Raw genomic sequence first — 19,867 nt, 5'->3', positions numbered from 1 at the left:
GCAATGTCACGATGACGGTAAACTGCTAGCTATCTGGTGAATCGATTGGAAAGCCTCTATCCCGCATTAGGGCTTCTACATTTGCATCACGTCCTCTGAATAGTCGATATGCTTCTGATGGATCCATTGCGTTACGGACAGCAAATAAATATTTTACCAGTTTTTCACTCAGGGCTTGGTCGTAAAACCCACCCGGTGCGCTGGCAAAGGCTTCTGCCGCGTCCGAAGTCAGTACTTCCGCCCACATGTAGCCATAATAGGCTGCTGCATAGCCTTCACTTGAAAACACATGTTGGAAATGTGGTGAGCGATGACGCATAACAATTTCACTCGGCATACCCAAACGAGTAAGTTGTGCTTTTTCAAAAGCGTCTGGCTCGATCAAGGCTGGATCAGTGGTGTGATACAACAAATCCATGATAGCCGATGCCATGTATTCAGTGGTTTTGAAACCTTCGTTAAAACTTGCTGCTTTTTTTATTTTGTTGACTAACTCAGTGGGAATAGCTTCGCCAGTTTTGTGGTGAACCAAGTAGTTATTAATGACTTCATCTGTCAACAACCAGCGCTCCAATAACTGTGATTGAAATTCTGTATAGTCCCGTACACCGTTATGAGAACTTGGATATTTTACATTGGCTGCCAAAAAGTGGAGAGCGTGACCAAACTCGTGAAAATAGGTTTCGGCATCGTCCCAAGAAATCAGCGTGGCTTCGCCTTCTGCCCCTTTCACAAAATTTGAATTGTTGGAAGACAACACATTTGTCTCGCCGTCAAATGTTGTATAACTTCTGTAATATGTTGCCCATGCGCCGGAGCGTTTTCCTTTACGAGCAAAAGGATCCAAATACCATAGACCAATGAACTTTCCAGTATTTTTGTCTTTGACTTCCCAAACACTCACATCCTCATGAAATACCGGTACACTGCCAGCAGGTGCGGGAGAAAAGCTAAAGTTAAAAAGACGACCCGCGACGTAGAACATGGCATCACGTAATTTATCAAGCTGCAAATATTGTTTCACTTCGTTGGAGTCTAGGTCATACTTGGCTTTGCGCACTTTCTCGGCGTAAAAACGATAGTCCCAAGGTTGAATAGTGATATCTGCCCCTTCTTGGTCAGCAATGGCTTGCATGTCGGCTACTTCTTCTTTAACACGTGCTAAAGCGGCCGGCCAAACTTGCTCCATTAGCGTCATTGCATTTTCTGGTGATTTTGCCATACGATCCTGCAGACGCCATTGAGCGTAGTTTTCAAAACCGAGCATTTGTACTCTTTCATGCCTGAGCGTAAGAATGGCCTTAATTATCTCGTTATTATCAAATTCGTCGCCATTGTCCCCGCGATTATAGTAGTTGTTCCAAACTTGTTCGCGCAAAGCACGGTCAGTAGAATAGGTGAGGAAGGGATCCATAGATGAACGAGTATTAGTTATTGCATATTTACCTTCCTGACCTCTTTCTTTGGCAAGATTTGCCGCAGCTTTAACAAATGACTCAGGCAAACCATCCAACTGCTCTTTAGTGAGGAAAATGTCATAATTTTCTTCATCAGCAAGCACGTTCGAACCAAATTGACGGTGTAACTCTGCTAAATCTTGGTTGATTTGAGCAAAACGTGCTTTGCCAGCTTCATCTAAGGTCGCACCATTGCCAACAAAATTATTATAGTAAGCGCGTGTAATTCGTTTTTCTTCTTCATTTAAAGAAGAAAACGCTTCGCTCTCATATACTGTTTTGATTCGCTCAAACAATTTTGCGTTTTGGGTGATTTTGGATGAGTATTCGCTGATTTTAGGCGTGATTTCGCGTTGAATCTCCCTGAATTCGGGGCTGGACATATTTGATCGCCATATGCCGTAATAAGTAAATACGCGCTGTAGAGATTGCCCTGCTCTTTCCATCGCGACAATAGTGTTTTCGAAGTTCGCTGCCTCACTGTTATTAGCAATGGCATCGTGTTCGCGCAAAGACTCGGCGATACCCGTTTCAATTGCGGGCAGTAAATACTCGAGATCCATTTTGTCGAACGCAGGTACTCCCTCGTACAATCCAGAAAATTCAGCTAAAAGCGGGTTTTTATCGTTGACATTGACTTGTACTTCTTGTGGGGTACTGTCTGCGTTCGGTATTTCAACTTGCTCAACACGAGAACAAGCGTTCAGTACTAAGCTCAGCGATACCGTTAAGGCACCCAAACTCAATTTTTTCATGTCTGTCGTCCTATGTAATTTGTCGCGGCGCTACTACTTTGGATGCATAGCGGCTTTGACTTTTTGTTTTAAGTTTGGTTGGGGTCTATTGATCTCTACTGCAAAATTGTAAAGCAAAGATCAACAGACCCTAAAGGAACATTGCCTAAATTGTCAGTCAAAAACAACCGTTTTGTGTTGGCAAATAATCACGCGGTCTTCAAGGTGATAACGTAGCCCGTTAGCTAGTGCATTTATCTCGCAACGCTTGCCTTTTCGAACCATATCTTCAACACCATCACTATGACTGATGCGCATTACTTCCTGTTCGATTATCGGGCCTTCATCCAAGTCTTTAGTTACATAATGACAGGTGGCACCTATCAGTTTTACGCCTCTGTCATACGCTTGTTGATAAGGCTTCGCACCAGCAAACGAAGGCAAGAAACTATGGTGTATGTTGATCATTCGTCCCGCCCATTCCTGACACAAATCATCGGGTACAATTTGCATAAAGCGCGCAAGTACGGCGACATCTGTGTTGTAGCGATGCAAGAGCGCGTTTATTTCGGCAAAGGCACGAGGCTTGTCAGAAAAATCAACGTGATGAAAAGGCACCTTATACCAATCAGCGTATTGGCGCATTTTTTCATGATTGGCAATAATACACGGTATATCACAATGCAATTCACCGGTGTGCCAGCGGTGCAAAACGTCATTTAAACAATGTGCTTCATGACTTGCCAGCAAGGCCACGTTTTGTTTATTACAAGCGTTTTTGAGCGACCAGTTCATTTCGTATTTTACCGCAAGCGCGGCGAAATCTTCTCTAAACTCTTGCTCGTTGAAAGCTTTCGTTTGTTCTGACAAATGTTCATCGATAGCGACAATCTCATGCCGCATAAAAAAACGGTTTTGTTGTTTGTCGGTATGGTGACTGGCTTCAAGTATGTTCACGCTGTGCTGCGCGAGAAATTCTGATACGGCGGCCACTAAGCCGACTTTGTCAGGACAGTCAATAATAAGCCGAATCGTAGAAGACAAAGTATTTATCCTTTTAGTAAATTTCGTCGACATACATCGTGTTCGGCTAGTCGCCAATCACCCATTAAACCATAGGCTTAGAATATATTTGTATGTCAGTGTATTGGGGAGAGCATAATACGCATCTAAATTCCTTTCTCAAGCGCTTTTGTCCGCAACGCAGACAAGGTTTCTTTTGAAGGAAAACCATCCGCCACTAATTGACTGTCCATTTGGAACTTTCTAATGCCATTTCTCGTCGCAGGCCCCATAATACCGTCGGTTGTACCGACGTCATAACCCAAGGTATTTAGTTGCTGCTGGACATTTCTCATTTCGGCAATACTGAATGCGGGAATGTCTGGTAATGTTGCTTGCAACTCGCCTCCGCCAGAAATTCGAGTGGCCAAGCGACCGACGGCAATGCCATAAAACTCGGAGTTATTCCATCGTAGTATGGTTTTGAAATTGGCGTAACTTAAAAATGCTGGACCTTGATGTCCCGCTGGCACCAATAATTTGGCTGGTATATCACTGGTGTCGAGTGGGCTATCATCCGCTTTGCGCACACCTAGCTGTCGCCACTCATTGACGGATTTGGTATCAGAGTTTGCTAATCGATAGTCAAAGCCTTGGGGGAGCTTAACTTCTCTTCCCCACCTTAGACCTGGTATCCATCCTAGTTTCCACAAAAAATTTGCTGCAGAGCTTAGGGCATCTTTTTCACTTTCCCACAAATTTGCTTGGCCATCGCCATCACCGTCAATCGCATATTGTGTGTAGCTTGAGGGCATAAATTGTGTGTGCCCCATTGCCCCTGCCCATGAACCTAGCATCTTGTCTTTTACAAGCTTTTCTCTATCCATCAGTTTCAGTGCTAAGAACAGTTCTTTCGTAAAAAAAGCGCTTCGTCGATGGTCACATGCTAGGGTAGCAAGTGAGTCCAAGGTAGACATTTTACCTTTGTAACCGCCGTAATTAGTTTCCAAGCCCCAAAAGGCAATGAGATAATGCCCAGGAATGCCGTACTTTTCGGTTAGACCTTTAAGAAAGCTACGGTATTCTTGATATTTTTCTCTACCTCTGTCGATGCGCCATTTATTCACACGTTTGGAATAATAATCGGGAAAAGTAGAGATAAACTCAGGTTGCCTGCGATCCAACTCAATGACTCGCGATACAAATTCAAGCTTATCAAACTCCGCATCAATCCGTGATTGGCTGACACCGCTGGCTAGGGCTTCATCGACTTTGGACGTCAAACAAGTAGCAAAATTATCACGTTGTTTACTTATGAGTTCCTCAAGCTCATCTGCGTGGGAAGCAAATGAAAAAAATGTGGCAATGCAGCTGAGACTCAGTATTAGTTTTTTCAAAAAAATTCCTGCAAACATGTACTCGTATTTCCTTAGTCAGCACTTTAACTAAAAGGTTTCCAGTTCTCAATCGCTATCTTGTCAATAAACGCTAAAGTAAATGAGTGATTTTCCGTTAATAAGTGAGTTGAAATGGATGTCATATTGGACGATGACATTTATCAAAAGGATAGCAACCCTCTACTTATTTCTCGTGAAACAAGGAATTCAGCGATAGGGGGGGAGTTTTGACTATTCGTGAAATGACCCATTTAAAGCGGTGAACAATAGTATGAACCTGTTAAACAAGCTTAGAAGCTTATCAATTCAAACCAGAATACTCATTTTGGTGATTATTCCTTTATTGGCAATCATGGCGTTGTCTACTGAACGACTCATTGATGCTGTACAACAAAAAGAAAAGATAACGCAATTAAACGAAGTACTTGACTATGCAGATGTATCGTATCCTCTGCTTGCAGCACTGCTAGAAGAGGCGTTTTACAGTAGGCTTCACATCGATCAAGAGAGAAACAACAACAAGGATGTAAATGCCTTACTAAATAAAGCGCGCAGAAAATCTTTGGCTGCTGAAGGTGAGTATATCGCGTTTATCAAGGACAATGATCTCTCCCTCGCTAAATTTGAAAAGCTTCACCAAAACATCCAACAATTAAGAGGCTTCTTTTCAAATTTAAAAATGATAAGAACAGCGGTTGACGAACAAGTGCATACCTCACAAGCATTTGTTAATGACCCCGCCTTTGGTCGAGAATTGCATACCATGTGGGAAATGACAGTGGTTATCCGACGCTTGGTGAATTCTATGAGCGAAATAGCCGCACTATCGTCACAAAACCCAGAATTAAGTAACACCGCAAACGCGTACTACAATCTTTTGCAAGCGAGCATGGAAACGTCTTTTCACAACAGTATGGTTTTTGCCTCGATGTATAATGCGTTAGACATTTACATCTTTGGTGAAATATACAGCAGCGTAAATAAGATACAGTATTTACAGGAGTTATTTAGAGCCTTTGCGCCGCCTAAGAGCTTGAATGCATTTAACGAAATGCTTCAACACCCCAATTATGTGGCTGCTTCTGAAGTGGGACTATTTGTTCGAAGCGATATATACAACAAACAAAATAAACCTGTACCAGTTGATCCTAATATCGACTGGGCGTCAATGACAGCAAAAGAATTAGCCTTGTATGAAGAAACAATAAATGTTGTTTTAGGCGAACTGATAGACAAAAAAGATGAGTTGATCGCTGAATCTAATGAAAAAGTGTTTGTTACGGCCATTATACTTATTAGCCTTGTAATAGTTGTCATGATAACTTCTACCACAATTGCAAGAAGTATCACTCACCCACTGAAAAAAATGGTTGAGAAGTTCAATTATCTCGCTGACGAGAAAGATATGTCTGCCACCTTGGTATTGGATGGTAAAGATGAGCTAAGAGAATTGAGCGAAGCCTTTAACTCACTATTGGCTAGTTTTACCGGTACGCTCAGCAAAGTCGGCAGAGAATCGCATCAAATTAATGTAACGACCAACAGTATGGTAGACGCGATGAATAAGTCAGCTTCTTTATCGCAGAATCAATTGGCCGCTACTGACAGTATCTCTGTTGCTATTAATGAGATGACAGCAACCATTCAATCTGTTTCGACTATGGCATCTGATACTTCTCGCTCGGTGCAAGAAGCGCATGATGTTTCGATTGAAAGCGTGAATAAAGCAAAACAAAGCGATGGAATGATGTCGTCACTCACTCAAGAGTTGAGCAAAACGACGGAAGTGATTGAAGCGTTGAGCAAGGAGAGTGAATCAATTGGTAACGTGTTAAATGTGATCCAAGGGATAGCTGAGCAAACGAATCTACTAGCATTGAATGCAGCGATTGAAGCGGCAAGGGCTGGCGAGCAGGGAAGAGGGTTTGCGGTAGTCGCAGATGAAGTACGCAGTTTGGCGAGTCGAACTCAAGAATCAACAGAGCAGATCAGAAATCAAATAGAAGCCTTACAAGCTGGTGCGGTAAAAGCCACCTCAAACATGACCAATTTACAAACAGAAAACTCTCAAGCGAGGGAAATAGTGTCAGAAACTGCGCAGTCTTTTGATACTGTGAAGCATCGCTTGGACGAAATCATGCAAATGGCGATACAAATTGCGACTGCGGCTGAAGAGCAATCAAGTGTTTCTAATCAAATAAATGAGCGCATTGTTGCCATTCGAGATGATAGTGAGTTGATCAGTGAAACCAACGCGTCAACAACCACGGATACCCAAGAACTTAGCAGTATTGCTGGAAAGCTCGATAAACACGTATCCGAATTTAAGCTAGCCTAATCATTTTTTTGGCTATGCTTTCGCGAGGAGCATAGCCGCCTCAGCTTTCTTCTTTACTGCTATGTGCAATCAAAGCCGATACTCCAGTATTATTTTCTGGTCTGTCCCTTACTTACATGCTTGCATGCACATCAAAGCACCAGCGCATGGCATTGAAGTCACAGCAATAGAGTTCATAATCATGTAATGCTACCCTACACCCTGTTGAGGCTCTTTTATATTAGTGCATCTTCTATAATAGGTCGGAAAAATGCAGGTGACAAACGTGGACATGTCCCTAAAAAACAATAATACACGGTATCAAGCCAATAAATTTAATGGGAATTTCACTCAATTTGAAAGTTAACTATTTCCTCATGGCGCCTTTTCGCTGGTTTAAACGTCATTTTTTTCAAATTCTGCTTGTTAGCATTGTTGCTTTGGGTAGCTACTTTTTTTATTTAGACGCACAGGTGAAACAGCGGTTTTCGGGTAACAAGTGGGAGGTGCCCGCGCAAGTCTATGCCCGTCCCATGGTTATTGCAGTGCAACAAGAAATAAGTCCAAATGAGATAATTGATGAGCTTCAACTGTTAGGATACAGGAAGGTAAATACCGTTGTATCTGTCGGTGAATATGCTTTCAAAGATAATAAACTAAAAATTTATCGCCGCGCGTTCAATTACATTGATATTGACGCACCAGAGCGCATTGTAGAAATCACTTGGCAAGCGCAAAAAGTCTCTCAAATCAACCTGCTTTCGAGTAAGCAGAAGTCTCGAAGAATCATGCTTGAACCATGGTTGGTGTCTCGTCTAGTGGGGGGATTAGATGAAGATCGTATGCTCGTTCAAGAAGGCTCCATTCCGGATATCTTGAAAATTGCACTAACAGAAGTCGAAGACAAGGCTTTTTATGAGCATCATGGGATATCACCAATAGGTATTCTTCGCGCCCTAGTGGCTAATTTGTCGGCGGGTAAGACAGTACAAGGTGGCAGTACCCTTACCCAGCAACTGGTTAAAAATCTTTTTTTAACACGAGAGCGCAGTTACCTCAGAAAAATAAGAGAAGCAGCGATGGCAATTGTTATCGATGCTAGGTATTCCAAAGCAGAAATACTTAATGCATACATTAATGAAGTATTTTTAGGGCAGAATGGCGCAGTGGCCGTACATGGTTTTGGCTTAGCGAGCCACTTCTATTTTAACAAACCGGTGCCAGAATTAGCTTTGGAAGAAGTTGCCACTCTTGTCGCGATGGTTAAAGGACCTTCTTATTACAATCCAGTACGTTACAACGCGCGCACGCAAGAACGCCGGAATTTGGTCTTGCGCATGCTCTTTGATGCTCAACATATAGACGCAAGTGAATATGAAACAGCAATTAATGCACCACTTGTGACCTATAAGAGTGGAAGCTTGGCTTCGGGCAAACATCCCGCTTTTATGGATAAACTCAAAAGTGAAATAAAGCAAGCGATTGATACGCAAGAAATACGAGAGTCAGGCATTAAGCTGTATACGACTTTGGATATTAACGTGCAAAGGCGGGCTGAAGGGGCAGTACAAAAAGTGCTAAATGATAAGCAAAATACTGCATTACCTGAGCTTGAGGCGGCGATGATAGTGAGTGATATTGACACTGGCGGGATTCGTGCGATCGTAGGGGGTAAAGATACCGCTTATGCGGGGTTCAATCGAGCCTTGCATGCCTCGCGCCCTATTGGTTCCTTGATCAAACCGATTGTTTACCTAACTGCACTCAGTCGTCCCGAGCGATATAACTTGGCCTCGCCAATCGAAGACAAACCAATAACACTTGCCAATCAGGCGGGGAAAACATGGCAACCGCAAAATGCCGATAAACAGTTTCGAGGCAAGGTTTTGTTAATCGATGCATTGGTGCATTCTTACAATATTCCGGCAGTCAATGTTGCAATGGATATCGGATTGGAGGAGGTGATCAATACGCTTACGCGCCTAGGGGTAGGTAAACAAGTTGACTTGTTACCTTCCATTGCGCTCGGTGCCATCGAACTATCACCGCTTGAAGTAAATCAAAGCTACCAAACCTTAGCTAATCAGGGAGAACAGATTAAATTGCACTCACTTAGTGCAGTTGTGAATAATAGCAATGAAGTCATTTGGCGACGAAATACTGAACAATCTCAAAGTATCAATAGCGATGTTGCATATTTGTTAAGCTATGCTCTGCACAAAGTTACGCAGGAAGGTACGGCTAAGCGTCTAGGTAAACGATTCCCAAAAGTGAATATGGCTGGAAAAACGGGCACTACAAACGATTATCGAGATAGTTGGTTTTCTGGCTTTGACCGCAATTTGCTTACGACTATTTGGTTAGGCAACGATGAAAATAAACCGGTAAATATGTCTGGTGCGACCGGTGCTATGGAGATTTTTAGTGATTTTCAGCGCAGACAAACACCTAAAAGCCTTTCACAACGTTTTCCTCCTAGTTTAACGATTGCTCATTTTAATGCGAGCTCAGGAGAATTAACCTCACCTGGTTGCGGGGAAGTGGTGAGCCTACCCGCAATCAAATCTTACTTGCCTTTACAAAGCAAATGTAACAATATTTTAACAGAAGAAGCTCAGCCAAAGAAAAGCAATAAAAAGCCATGGTGGGAAAAGCTGTTTAACTAACATAAGGCGGCACCAAAATGGTGCTTATTTTTTGTTTTGCACCAATATATGCCCTCTGTCTGTTACTTTTTTAATGTCTATTTTTGTAAGTGTATGATTATATTGCTTTTACAAAGTTGGCACTCTCTTTGAATTCGGTTTCTTAATAATTTGTTACACATTCAATAATAGCAGGAGCAATCTATGAAATTAGTCACTGCAATCATTAAGCCTTTCAAGCTAGATGATGTTCGTGAAGCGATATCTGAAATTGGTATCGACGGTTTAACCGTGACTGAAGTTAAAGGCTTTGGTCGTCAAAAGGGGCATACTGAGCTTTATCGTGGTGCTGAGTACCAAGTTGACTTTCTTCCAAAAGTTAAGCTTGAAATCGCAGTACAAGACGACCAAGTTGAGCGCTTAGTTGAAGCCATTGTTGGTGCAGCTAAAACGGGCAAAATTGGTGACGGTAAGGTGTTTGTATACGACCTTGAGCAAGCGGTGCGTATCCGTACCGGTGAAGCTGACGCAGACGCGCTTTAATGCGTTAACTAACTACGGAGAACAATAATGGAAATCACATTCGAACTTGGGTATGCATTAGATACCTTTTACTTCTTAATTTGCGGCGCCTTAGTCATGTGGATGGCAGCCGGTTTTGCTATGTTAGAAGCCGGACTTGTTCGCGCAAAAAACACAACTGAAATTTTAACCAAGAACATCGCGCTTTATTCTATCGCTTGTATCATGTACATGGTCTGCGGCTATGCGATTATGTATGGCGGCGACATTTTCTTAAGCGGTATCACTGCGGACGGTGCGACGGGTGCAGAAGAACCTGCAACTTATGCGCCTTCAGCTGACTTCTTCTTTCAAGTAGTATTTGTTGCTACTGCCATGTCAATTGTTTCTGGTGCTGTAGCAGAACGTATGAAGCTATGGGCTTTCTTGTTATTTGCTGTTGTGATGACAGGTTTCATTTACCCAATGGAAGGCTCTTGGACATGGGGCGGAAACCCTGTGTTTGGTATGTACACACTAGGTGACCTTGGTTTCTCAGACTTTGCGGGTTCTGGTATCGTGCACATGGCTGGTGCGGCTGCTGCTTTAGCAGGTGTGCTTGTGTTAGGAGCACGTAAAGGAAAATACACTGCTGATGGCAAAGTTGTTGCTATCCCAGGTGCTAACTTACCACTTGCTACTCTTGGTACATTCATCTTGTGGATGGGCTGGTTTGGTTTCAACGGTGGTTCTGTATTAGCAACTGCATCGGTAGAAAGTGCTAACGCGGTAGCGGTAGTATTTATGAACACCAATGCAGCGGCGGCCGGTGGTTCTGTTGCAGCTCTACTTATTGCTCGTGTTTTATTCGGTAAGGCTGACTTAACTATGGCATTAAACGGCGCCTTAGCTGGCCTAGTTGCAATCACTGCTGAGCCTTCAACGCCTACTGCTTTACAAGCGACTATTTTTGGTGCAATCGGTGGCGTACTTGTCGTATTTAGCATTATTGGTCTAGATAAGCTTAAGATTGATGATCCAGTGGGTGCGATTTCTGTTCACGGCGTAGTGGGCTTATTAGGTCTATTATTAGTGCCTATCACTAATGGCGAAAACTCTACTTTCTCTGGTCAAATCATTGGTGCTTTAACTATCTTTGTTTGGGTGTTCGTCACCAGTTTCATTGCTTGGACGATCATCAAAGCTATCATCGGCGTACGTGTTTCTGAAGAAGAAGAGTACGAAGGTGTGGATATGAGCGAGTGTGGTTTAGAAGCTTACCCAGATTTTACTACTAAGCGTTCTTAATATACTTAGGGAAGTGTAAAGGGCAGACTGAAAATAATAAGAATAAGACAGAAGAAGAAAAACTCAGTCGCCTACTTTATTCCTTAGTGCTAATGTTAACCCCGCAAATAAGCGGGGTTTTCTGTATGTATACAAGACATTCTCGTCGTGCACCGTTCCTTTTGTTATGCTATGTTTAATAATAAAAACAATAAGTAAGTAACTTATGAAACAAAGATTGTTGTTCGTTTTTTTGTTAGCGTTGGTTTGTTTTGAACTACGTGCTTACGATAGGGTAACAGGCGAGTTGTTTGCGACACGTTCAGAAGTCATTGCACAGCATGGCATGGTCGCGACAAGCCAGCCACTGGCATCCCAAGTGGGCTTAGATGTTCTAAAAAATGGCGGGAATGCAATAGATGCTGCCATTGCTGCTAACGCTATGTTGGGTTTGGTAGAACCAACTGGCTGCGGTATTGGTGGCGACTTGTTTGCGATCGTATGGGATGCAAAAAGCAAACGTTTGTACGGACTGAATGCATCTGGCAGAAGTCCACAAAGTCTGACAAAAGAATATTTTAAAGAACAGGGCTTGAGTAAGATACCTAAGTATGGCTCTTTGCCTGTCTCCGTACCCGGTGCAGTTGACGGGTGGTTTATGCTAAACGAGCGATTTGGCTCACGTGATATGGCAGAATTGCTCGCCCCTACCATTGAGTATGCCAGAAATGGATTTCCTGTTTCTGAACTCATTGCACACTATCTTTCACTTAGTCAAGAACGACTCGGTCATTACCCAGGGTTTACAGAAACATACACGGTTGATGGAAAAACACCGAGCAAGGGACAGATCTTCTCCAATCCCAATTTGGCGGCGACCTATGAAAAAATCGCCAGTGGCGGGCGTGACGCTTTTTATAAAGGTGATATTGCGCGCACCATTGATGCTTTCATGAAAAAACAGGGAGGCTTTTTATCGTATCAAGATATGGCCGCGCATTATTCTGAATGGGTAGACCCGGTTTCAACCAGCTACAGGGGCTATGATGTTTGGGAGTTACCGCCTAATGGACAAGGGATTGCGGCGCTACAAATTTTAAATGTCCTCGAATTATATGATATTGAAGGTATGGGAAGAGATTCTCCTGAATTCATCCACACCTTTGTCGAAGCTAAAAAACTCGCATTCGAAGATCGTGCTAAATTTTACTCGGATCCGATGTTTAATGAGATACCTGTTGGTAAGCTCATTTCTAAAGATTATGCGAAGGAGCGGCAACAATTAATATCGCCTGATCGCGCGGCCAAACGCGTAGATGCAGGGCTAAACGAAGGCGATACCATTTACCTCACAGTAGCAGATAAGTTTGGCAATATGGTGTCACTGATCCAAAGCAATTACCGAGGCATGGGGTCGGGCATGATACCGACGGATTTGGGGTTTATGTTGCAAAATCGCGGTGAAATGTTCGCCTTGAAAGACGGGCATTACAATGAATTCGCACCAGGGAAACGCCCGTTTCACACAATTATCCCTGCTTTTGTGACAAAAAATAGCAAACCCTTAATGAGCTTTGGCGTAATGGGTGGGGGCACTCAGCCCCAGATGCATGCCCAAATTATTGTGAACATGATAGATTTTGGTATGAACTTACAAGAAGCCGGTGATGCGCCGCGTATTTTACATTCTGGGTCTAGTACGCCCGAGGGTGATCTTATGACAGACGGCGGATATGTCAGCTTAGAGTCGGGATTTTCTGCAAAAACACGACGAGAGCTTATGAAAAAAGGGCATAAACTACAAGACGTAGTAGGCGCTTACGGCGGGTACCAAGCAATTTTGTTTGACCAAGAACAAGGTGTGTATTATGGCGCATCTGAATCACGCAAGGATGGGCAAGCTGTTGGTTATTAAGATTAAGCGAAAAAGACCGTACTCAGCGGGAAAGTCTATGTGTTCAAATAATATAGAGAAGCATATATGAGCCAGGCACAAAAGGGGGTATGTGCAGAACCCAACTTGCATGCTCAATATCTGCTTTTTAATGTAGTAGACGACGACTTTGCGACTATTAGAAGCAAACTCGCGGCATGCCTTGATATATTCGACTACTATGAAGATGAACATTATGAAGCCATGGTATCGGGTTTAATCGGAATAGGCAGTAATTTTTGGTCAGACATCTACCCAGAAAGTAAGCCTCAAGGGTTATTACCCTTTCCTGATATGCAATGCGATGACCGATGTGCACCTGTCATGTTAGCTGACATTTTTATACAAATTAGGGCTGATCGTCTCGATATTTGTCACGAAATGGGTATTAAAATTGTCGAACTACTTAAAATGCATACCGAAATGGTAGAGCAAGTAAGAGCGTTTCGCTATTTAGATGGTCGCGATCTCACAGGCTATGTGATTACCGATGACAATCCGAGAGGAATAAAGAAATTTGATATTGCTGTGGTAGGTGATAATGACCCCGAATATGCAGGGGGCAGCTACATACATATTCAGCGCTACAGGCACGACATGGTGCGTTGGGATGCTTTGTCTGATGCCAGGCAAGAAAAAGTCATTGGGCGAACTAGAGAGCACAACTTGCCCGTCGTCGATTCTGGGCTCTCTACTCATGCTTTTAGAACCAAAGTGACAGGTCCAAATGGTGAATATCCTACCTTGCTCAATCAAAGCATGCCGTATGGAAACATGAGTGTCCAGGGTTTGTATTTTGTGAGTTGCGCGCGTGACCCAATGGCCTTTCGAAACTATCTGCATAGTCGCATTTATGGTGATCAACACGGGCACTACGACCGTTTACTTGATTACACAAACGCTGAGACAGGCGCGGCATTTTTTGCCCCGTCCATTGCTTACATCCGACGGCAAGCTGGCTAGTGAAGTGAATAAATTGTTTTACAAAGCAACAATGCCATTCCATTTGCTGTCTTGTTTAGCTTGTTGAATGATTTTTGCATGATGAAGAATCACCTTATCGCTTGGATGTTCTGCGAGTAATTTATGAATAATGTCTTCCGCTTTATCGACGTTGCCAGCTTTTCTTAGTTGAATCACTTCTAAAATTGGTTCACTTGTTGCCAGTTTTGCTTTGCGCTCTTCATCACTAAAATGGGATAAGACCTCTGCAACGCATACATCTACTGATTTGCCTTTCAAACGAATGTTTTCAACAATACGATACTCAATCCCAGAGGAGGGGGGCGTAATTGTGACGCATTCTTCACTTACTAGTATATCACTGCCAAAATAATCGTTCAGTGTTTCTATGCGTTGTGCAACGTTAACGGCGTCGCCGATAACGGTTGTATCCATGCGGTCATCCGAGCCGACTGTTCCAATTACCACTGGACCAAAATGAATACCGACGCCATTGCGAATGGGTGGGTACCCCACATTTTGACGATGCATATTGTAGAGTTTTAGCGCTTTTTGAATACCGACCGCGGCACTTAGTGCATCGCGGGCTTTGTCTGCCTCTGCACCCGCTGGGTTGTCGAATACAGCCATGATCGCGTCGCCGATAAATTTGTCAATAAAGCCGTTGTTTTCGTGAATTGGCGCGTTCATTCTTAAAAAGTATGAATTTAAAAAATTCATCAGCTGTTGTGGCGTCATTTTTTCAGACAAACCCGTAAAGCCACGAATATCACAAAACATAATCGCGACTTTATCTTCATCCGCTCTACCCAGTTCGAGGGTAGTCGACCCTGTTTTTGTGAAGTGGGCGACAAATTGCCGCGGCACAAATTTTTGAAAGGTCTGGTGAAGCGCCATCGCTTCGTCTGCTTTCTTTTGAATGAGGGCGGTTTTATCAATATCTTGTATTGAATTAGACAAACTATCGGCTTCGTATTCTTGTTGGCGCCTTAGTCGCAACCACATAATGGTGATAACGAGCGAGTATACGGCAAACAAAACTAACAACACCACGCCCAAAAACAAAGGTATAAGCATTGAAGCTAGGGATACTTCCATTTATTACTTCTCGATAGACGCAAAAACAGTGTTAACCGCTTGTAAGGTGGCGTCCACAATATCTTTGGTGTGTTGCTTCGATACAAATCCAGCTTCGAATGAAGCGGGCGCTAAATATACACCTTGTTCTAACATACCATGATAAAATTGATTAAATTGTTTGGTATTACAGTTTATGGCTTGCTGATAGTTGGTCACTTTCTCTACATCAGTAAAAAAGAAACCAAACATACTGCCCGCGTAATTTATCGTCATGGGTATACCATGCGAGTGTGCTAAATCTCTGATGCCTTCCGCCAGTATTTTTGTGTTTTCAAAAATTGAATCATAAAAGCCTTCTGCAGTGATTTGACTCAATGCTGCTAATCCTGCCGCCATTGCTACAGGGTTACCAGACAAGGTACCCGCTTGATAAATCGGTCCTGTTGGCGCAATGTGTGTTATAATATCGCGTTTGCCTCCGAATGCCCCCACTGGCATGCCGCCACCAATGACTTTCCCGAGACAGGTTAAGTCAGGTGTAACTTGATAGTGTGCCTGTGCACCACCTTTTGCTACACGGAAACCAGTCATGACTTCATCAAAAATGAGTACACTTTTGTATTTGTCGCAAATGCTTCTTAAACCCTCTAGAAAGCCTGGTACTGGAGGAATACAATTCATGTTTCCAGCGACCGGCTCTACAATTATGCAGGCAATATCCTCTGGGTATTGATCAAATGCTGCTTGCACGGATGCCAAGTTATTGAATTCGACTGTTAATGTATGCTGCGCAAAGTCTTCAGGTACACCCGGCGAAGACGGCACACCAAGAGTTAAGGCACCAGAACCGGCTTTAACCAGTAAAGAGTCTGCGTGCCCATGGTAACACCCTTCGAACTTGAGGATTTTGTTTCGATTGGTGTAGCCTCTTGCCAGCCTTATTGCGCTCATTGTTGCTTCGGTACCAGAATTCACCATACGAACCATTTCCATCGAAGGCACCGTTTCACTGACTAATTCTGCCATGATAATTTCAGCTTCGGTTGGCGCGCCATAGCTTAAGCCATTTTCAGCGGCTGAAATCACAGCCTCTCTTACTTCTGCATTGTTGTGCCCGAGTACCATAGGCCCCCATGATTGAATATAGTCTATGTAGCGTTTGCCATCTACATCCCACATGTAAGGGCCATCGGCTTTTTGAATGAACCGTGGAGTACCTCCAACAGCTTTAAAAGCGCGAACGGGCGAGTTTACACCGCCCGGAATTGTTTGCTGCGCACGTGCAAAAAGGGTTTCAGACTTACTCATGTATTATTTACTCTTATTTGAATACCAATGTACCGGACGGTCAAAATCACTGATTTTATCGGCTACACCTAATGTGAGTGCAAATAAAGCCATACGTACGAGTACACCATTGTCAGTTTGCCGAAAAATAGCAAGATTGGGGTTTTTATTTAGATCATTGTCGAGTTCATTCGCCTCAGCGCGTGAATCTCTTGGCAAAGGATGCATAATGACCGTTTGTGACTTAAAGTGTTGGGTGTAGATTTGTTGATTTAATCTAAACTTACCCCTGTATTTGTTTGCTTCTTCTTGAGAGGGGAATCGTTCTTCTTGAATGCGGGTTTGATAGCAAATGTCTGCCTCAACAATTCCCTCTAATTGATCACTGATCACTAATTGATGACCCGCTTTTTCAATCAGATCGCAAATGCTTTGCGGCATGGCAAGCTCTTTAGGCGAAATCAGAGTAAACCGTATGTTGTCAAAATGCGTGAGCATTTTTGCCAAACTGTGGACGGTACGCCCAAACTTTAAATCACCTATCATCGCAATATGCAAGTTATCTATTGATTGCCCGTATGAGCCGCGCTCTTTAGCAATCGTGTATAAGTCGAGCAAGGCTTGAGTGGGGTGCTCATTGGCACCGTCGCCGCCATTGATGACCGGCACACGACTGCCCTCAGAAAACTCTGCAACCGAGCCTGCATGGGGGTGGCGCATTGCAATAATATCGCTATAACCACTGAGCACCCTCGCTGTGTCATACAATGATTCGCCTTTGGCTAAAGCGGAGGTACTCATGCCGGTTGTTTCTCTGACTTCACCACCTAATAGGTTAAATGCAGTACCAAAACTCACTCGGGTTCGTGTGCTCGCTTCAAAGAAAAGATTGCCTAAGATTGCACCCTCAAGCACGGTCGTTCTTTTCTCTCTTTTTGCGTATGGGGTCATCGTATCAGCAACTGCAAAAACTCGCTCAACGGCTTCTCTGTCAAACTGATTGACACTTAAAATATGTTGTCCAATAAAGCTTTGCATAAGTTTTACATTTTTTAAGACGATGCCGGAGTGTAGCAAATTTTGGTGTTGGCATGCTATTTTTTCTAATCTCTAAAGATACTTTAGATAGAGCTCAATACCTGATTTTGTTGCAACTAAGTATAGGCATGATTAGTTTAAGTGGGACACTGAGTGGTAAAGGTCAACAGCCCCTAATAATGGCAATGAGCTTATTGGCTGTTTTTTTCGCATGTAATGCAAATTTGTCAGGCGGCATGTCAAAGGGTAAGTGAAGTAAGCTTTTCATATGAAAATCAAACTCAAGTAAATTGAAGAAGTCCACGGCGACTTCCCTTGCTTGCTCGGGCGCGAGTGCGCTTTCTGGATGAGCCTGCAATATCTCCGCGACGAGCTGAAGACTGCGTTCTGGTCCCGCTTTGTAAAACAACTCTGAGACATGAGGGTTGACTACTGACTCACCAATGATAACCGTGAACATATTGATAATTTCAGGATCGGTAAATAGCGCGAGAAAGCGCATACTGATTTCTTCGAGTATCTCCTTTAGCGGGGCTGTGCGTATGCAAATATTTGTTTCATCAATTTGGTAGGTGATGCACTTTAATTCGATAACTGCGTTAAACAAAGCATCTTTGTTGGCAAAATGAGAATAGACGGTTTGTTTACTTACCCCACTGTGTTTGGCTACGGTATCCATTGATGTGCGTTCATAGCCGCTTGACAAGAACAATTGCCCTGCGCTTTGCAAAATTTGTAGCCGTTTCTCGGCACTTTTAGGTCTACCGAGACTTTTTGTTGTCATGTTTAACCTACACTTACTGTTTTTTGACTGTGAAATTGCACACCAAAGGTCATCAGACCCTAACAAAAATAGCCTTGTTTGAAAAATAAACCTCAACCAAAAATGAGCAACACCGAGCAGCTTAGGACTAACTCTCAGTTGCAGGTTAAATAAAATTTAACATTATCAAACTAGACAGTCTAGTATTAATATTCTAGGATAAGCAAAATACAGTTAAACAATGTCCTCTGATGCATTTGAGCTAAAAAGATATGATTGACAATAAACGTAAATTCTTCGTTATAGCGTTGGTATGTTTTTCAATGCTCACTGCACTTATGGTTTTTTCTGGCGAAAGAGATCAGCTCAGGATTGAAGGACAAGACTTAAAAGCCATTGCACACGCAAAAACGCATGTCTCACGTATTCGCATCCAAGATAGCTATCAGCAAAAGCAAATCATTCGTGGGATGGTTTTACCTGCTCAAAGAACAAATATCGGTTTTGATCAAGGGGGAGTCTTAGCTGCAATACTGGTCGAAGACGGTGAAAAAGTCACTAAGGGTGATGTGCTTGCGAGGCTAGATACCGAGCGTTTGCGTGCAAAAAAGCAAGAATTACAAGCCGAGTTGAACGTGGCACAAGCCAATGCCAGAATCGCAGAGTTGAGCTTACAACGAATTGACCGTTTGCTCCAAGACAACCTCGAATCGGCGCAAGCTTACGATGAACAGCGCGCGCGATATGACGCTGCAAAAGCTCAGGTAGAAGCGGTAGAAGCCAAACTGAATAGTTTGCAGATTGAGATAAAAAAATCTGCGCTGGTCGCGCCATTTACTGGTCAAGTTGTTCAGCAATATCAAGATTTGGGGGCAGTCGTTGGTTCAGGGCAAGCAATTTTTGAAATTATCAATCATGAGCAATTAGAAGCGCGAGTAGGATTACCACAAAATCTCGCCTTTACATTGCGTGTGGGCGAAGTCATGCCTCTTGAAATCAATCAGCAGGCAAGGTTAGCGAAACTAAAATTTGTAGAGTCAAGTCGACATCCTAAAAGCAGGACAGTTGATGGCATTTTTGTACTCCTACCGTCAGACAGCCACTCTCTCGACGATACAGGCTTAAACATACTTTCTGGAGATTTAGTTTCTCTTTCTGTTTCAACAACTATTGAAAATCGTGGCGCTTGGTTGCCGTTGTCCAGCCTGTCAAGTGGTGTAAGAGGTTTGTGGACGATTTATGTTGTAGACGAATCCACTAGCACCCTACGATCTAAGTTAGTCTCCGTTGAGTACCTTGAAGAAAGTCGTGCATATGTGAGCGGTGCAATACGAAATACGGATTTGCTGGTGGTGAGTGGCACCCATCGTTTGACACCTAATCAACAAGTAAAAAATATCACTATTGTTGATAGTGAAGTTTTAAACAAAAAAACGAGCAACGCCCAATAAAACGGGCAGGGT

General features: G+C 43.1%; 14 protein-coding genes. 7 read left to right on the top strand and 7 right to left on the bottom strand.

All coding sequences use genetic code 11. The features are described 5' to 3' along the window. Positions 1-25 precede the first annotated feature (25 nt). From ACFOHL_RS15330 to ACFOHL_RS15320, 3 genes are all read right to left on the bottom strand, one after another. The gene (locus ACFOHL_RS15330; RefSeq protein ID WP_376921121.1) at positions 26-2,212 is read right to left on the bottom strand and encodes a M3 family metallopeptidase; all 2,187 of its coding nucleotides are present in this window, start codon (positions 2,210-2,212) and stop codon (positions 26-28) included. 153 nt (positions 2,213-2,365) lie between these two features. Continuing rightward, complete coding sequence (purU, locus tag ACFOHL_RS15325; protein ID WP_376921120.1) at positions 2,366-3,235, bottom strand: formyltetrahydrofolate deformylase; 870 nt, start codon at positions 3,233-3,235, stop codon at positions 2,366-2,368. Between the two features lie 125 nt (positions 3,236-3,360). After that, positions 3,361-4,608 (bottom strand): lytic murein transglycosylase, encoded by a 1,248-nt coding sequence (locus tag ACFOHL_RS15320; protein WP_376921119.1) that lies wholly within the window; start codon positions 4,606-4,608, stop codon positions 3,361-3,363. Between the two features lie 253 nt (positions 4,609-4,861). Here ACFOHL_RS15320 and ACFOHL_RS15315 point away from each other — a divergent pair, with 253 nt between their 5' ends. The 6 genes from ACFOHL_RS15315 to ACFOHL_RS15290 all read left to right on the top strand — a co-directional run bounded on the left by ACFOHL_RS15315 (position 4,862) and on the right by ACFOHL_RS15290 (position 14,236). Beyond that, positions 4,862-6,928 carry a methyl-accepting chemotaxis protein gene (locus tag ACFOHL_RS15315; protein ID WP_376921118.1) on the top strand — a complete coding sequence of 689 codons (2,067 nt, stop codon included), beginning with the start codon at positions 4,862-4,864 and terminating at the stop codon, positions 6,926-6,928. 335 nt (positions 6,929-7,263) lie between these two features. After that, entirely contained in the window at positions 7,264-9,573 is a 2,310-nt protein-coding gene (gene mrcB / locus ACFOHL_RS15310; RefSeq protein WP_376921117.1) for a penicillin-binding protein 1B, read from the top strand. 183 nt (positions 9,574-9,756) lie between these two features. Further along, positions 9,757-10,095, top strand: coding sequence for a P-II family nitrogen regulator (gene glnK, locus ACFOHL_RS15305; protein ID WP_136251396.1), 339 nt, complete (start codon positions 9,757-9,759; stop codon positions 10,093-10,095). 27 nt (positions 10,096-10,122) lie between these two features. Beyond that, the gene (locus tag ACFOHL_RS15300) at positions 10,123-11,361 is read left to right on the top strand and encodes an ammonium transporter (protein ID WP_376921116.1); all 1,239 of its coding nucleotides are present in this window, start codon (positions 10,123-10,125) and stop codon (positions 11,359-11,361) included. A gap of 205 nt (positions 11,362-11,566) precedes the next feature. Beyond that, on the top strand, positions 11,567-13,255 hold the full coding sequence (gene ggt, locus ACFOHL_RS15295) for a gamma-glutamyltransferase (protein ID WP_376921115.1): 1,689 nt from the start codon (positions 11,567-11,569) through the stop codon (positions 13,253-13,255). 66 nt (positions 13,256-13,321) lie between these two features. Beyond that, the gene (locus tag ACFOHL_RS15290; RefSeq protein ID WP_376921114.1) at positions 13,322-14,236 is read left to right on the top strand and encodes a Dyp-type peroxidase; all 915 of its coding nucleotides are present in this window, start codon (positions 13,322-13,324) and stop codon (positions 14,234-14,236) included. A gap of 18 nt (positions 14,237-14,254) precedes the next feature. Here the strand turns inward: ACFOHL_RS15290 and ACFOHL_RS15285 are convergent, their stop codons facing one another. The 4 genes from ACFOHL_RS15285 to ACFOHL_RS15270 form a co-directional block, all read right to left on the bottom strand. Then, positions 14,255-15,334 (bottom strand): adenylate/guanylate cyclase domain-containing protein, encoded by a 1,080-nt coding sequence (locus ACFOHL_RS15285; protein ID WP_376921113.1) that lies wholly within the window; start codon positions 15,332-15,334, stop codon positions 14,255-14,257. A 3-nt stretch (positions 15,335-15,337) separates the two neighbouring features. Then, positions 15,338-16,624, bottom strand: a complete 1,287-nt coding sequence (hemL, locus tag ACFOHL_RS15280) for a glutamate-1-semialdehyde 2,1-aminomutase (protein WP_376921112.1) — start codon at positions 16,622-16,624, stop codon at positions 15,338-15,340. A gap of 3 nt (positions 16,625-16,627) precedes the next feature. Continuing rightward, a complete protein-coding gene (locus ACFOHL_RS15275; protein WP_376921111.1) occupies positions 16,628-17,641 on the bottom strand; it encodes an aspartate carbamoyltransferase in 1,014 nt (337 codons plus the stop codon). A gap of 163 nt (positions 17,642-17,804) precedes the next feature. Further along, positions 17,805-18,425, bottom strand: a complete 621-nt coding sequence (locus ACFOHL_RS15270; protein WP_376921110.1) for a TetR/AcrR family transcriptional regulator — start codon at positions 18,423-18,425, stop codon at positions 17,805-17,807. A 251-nt stretch (positions 18,426-18,676) separates the two neighbouring features. Here ACFOHL_RS15270 and ACFOHL_RS15265 point away from each other — a divergent pair, with 251 nt between their 5' ends. After that, positions 18,677-19,855: an efflux RND transporter periplasmic adaptor subunit gene (locus tag ACFOHL_RS15265; protein WP_376921109.1), complete on the top strand. Its 1,179-nt coding sequence runs from the start codon at positions 18,677-18,679 to the stop codon at positions 19,853-19,855. Positions 19,856-19,867 lie beyond the last annotated feature (12 nt).

It is taken from the genome of Agaribacter flavus (assembly GCF_042646125.1).
Taxonomy (GTDB): Bacteria; Pseudomonadota; Gammaproteobacteria; order Enterobacterales; family Alteromonadaceae; genus Glaciecola; species Glaciecola flavus.
This window is presented reverse-complemented; position numbering and strand designations above follow the sequence as displayed.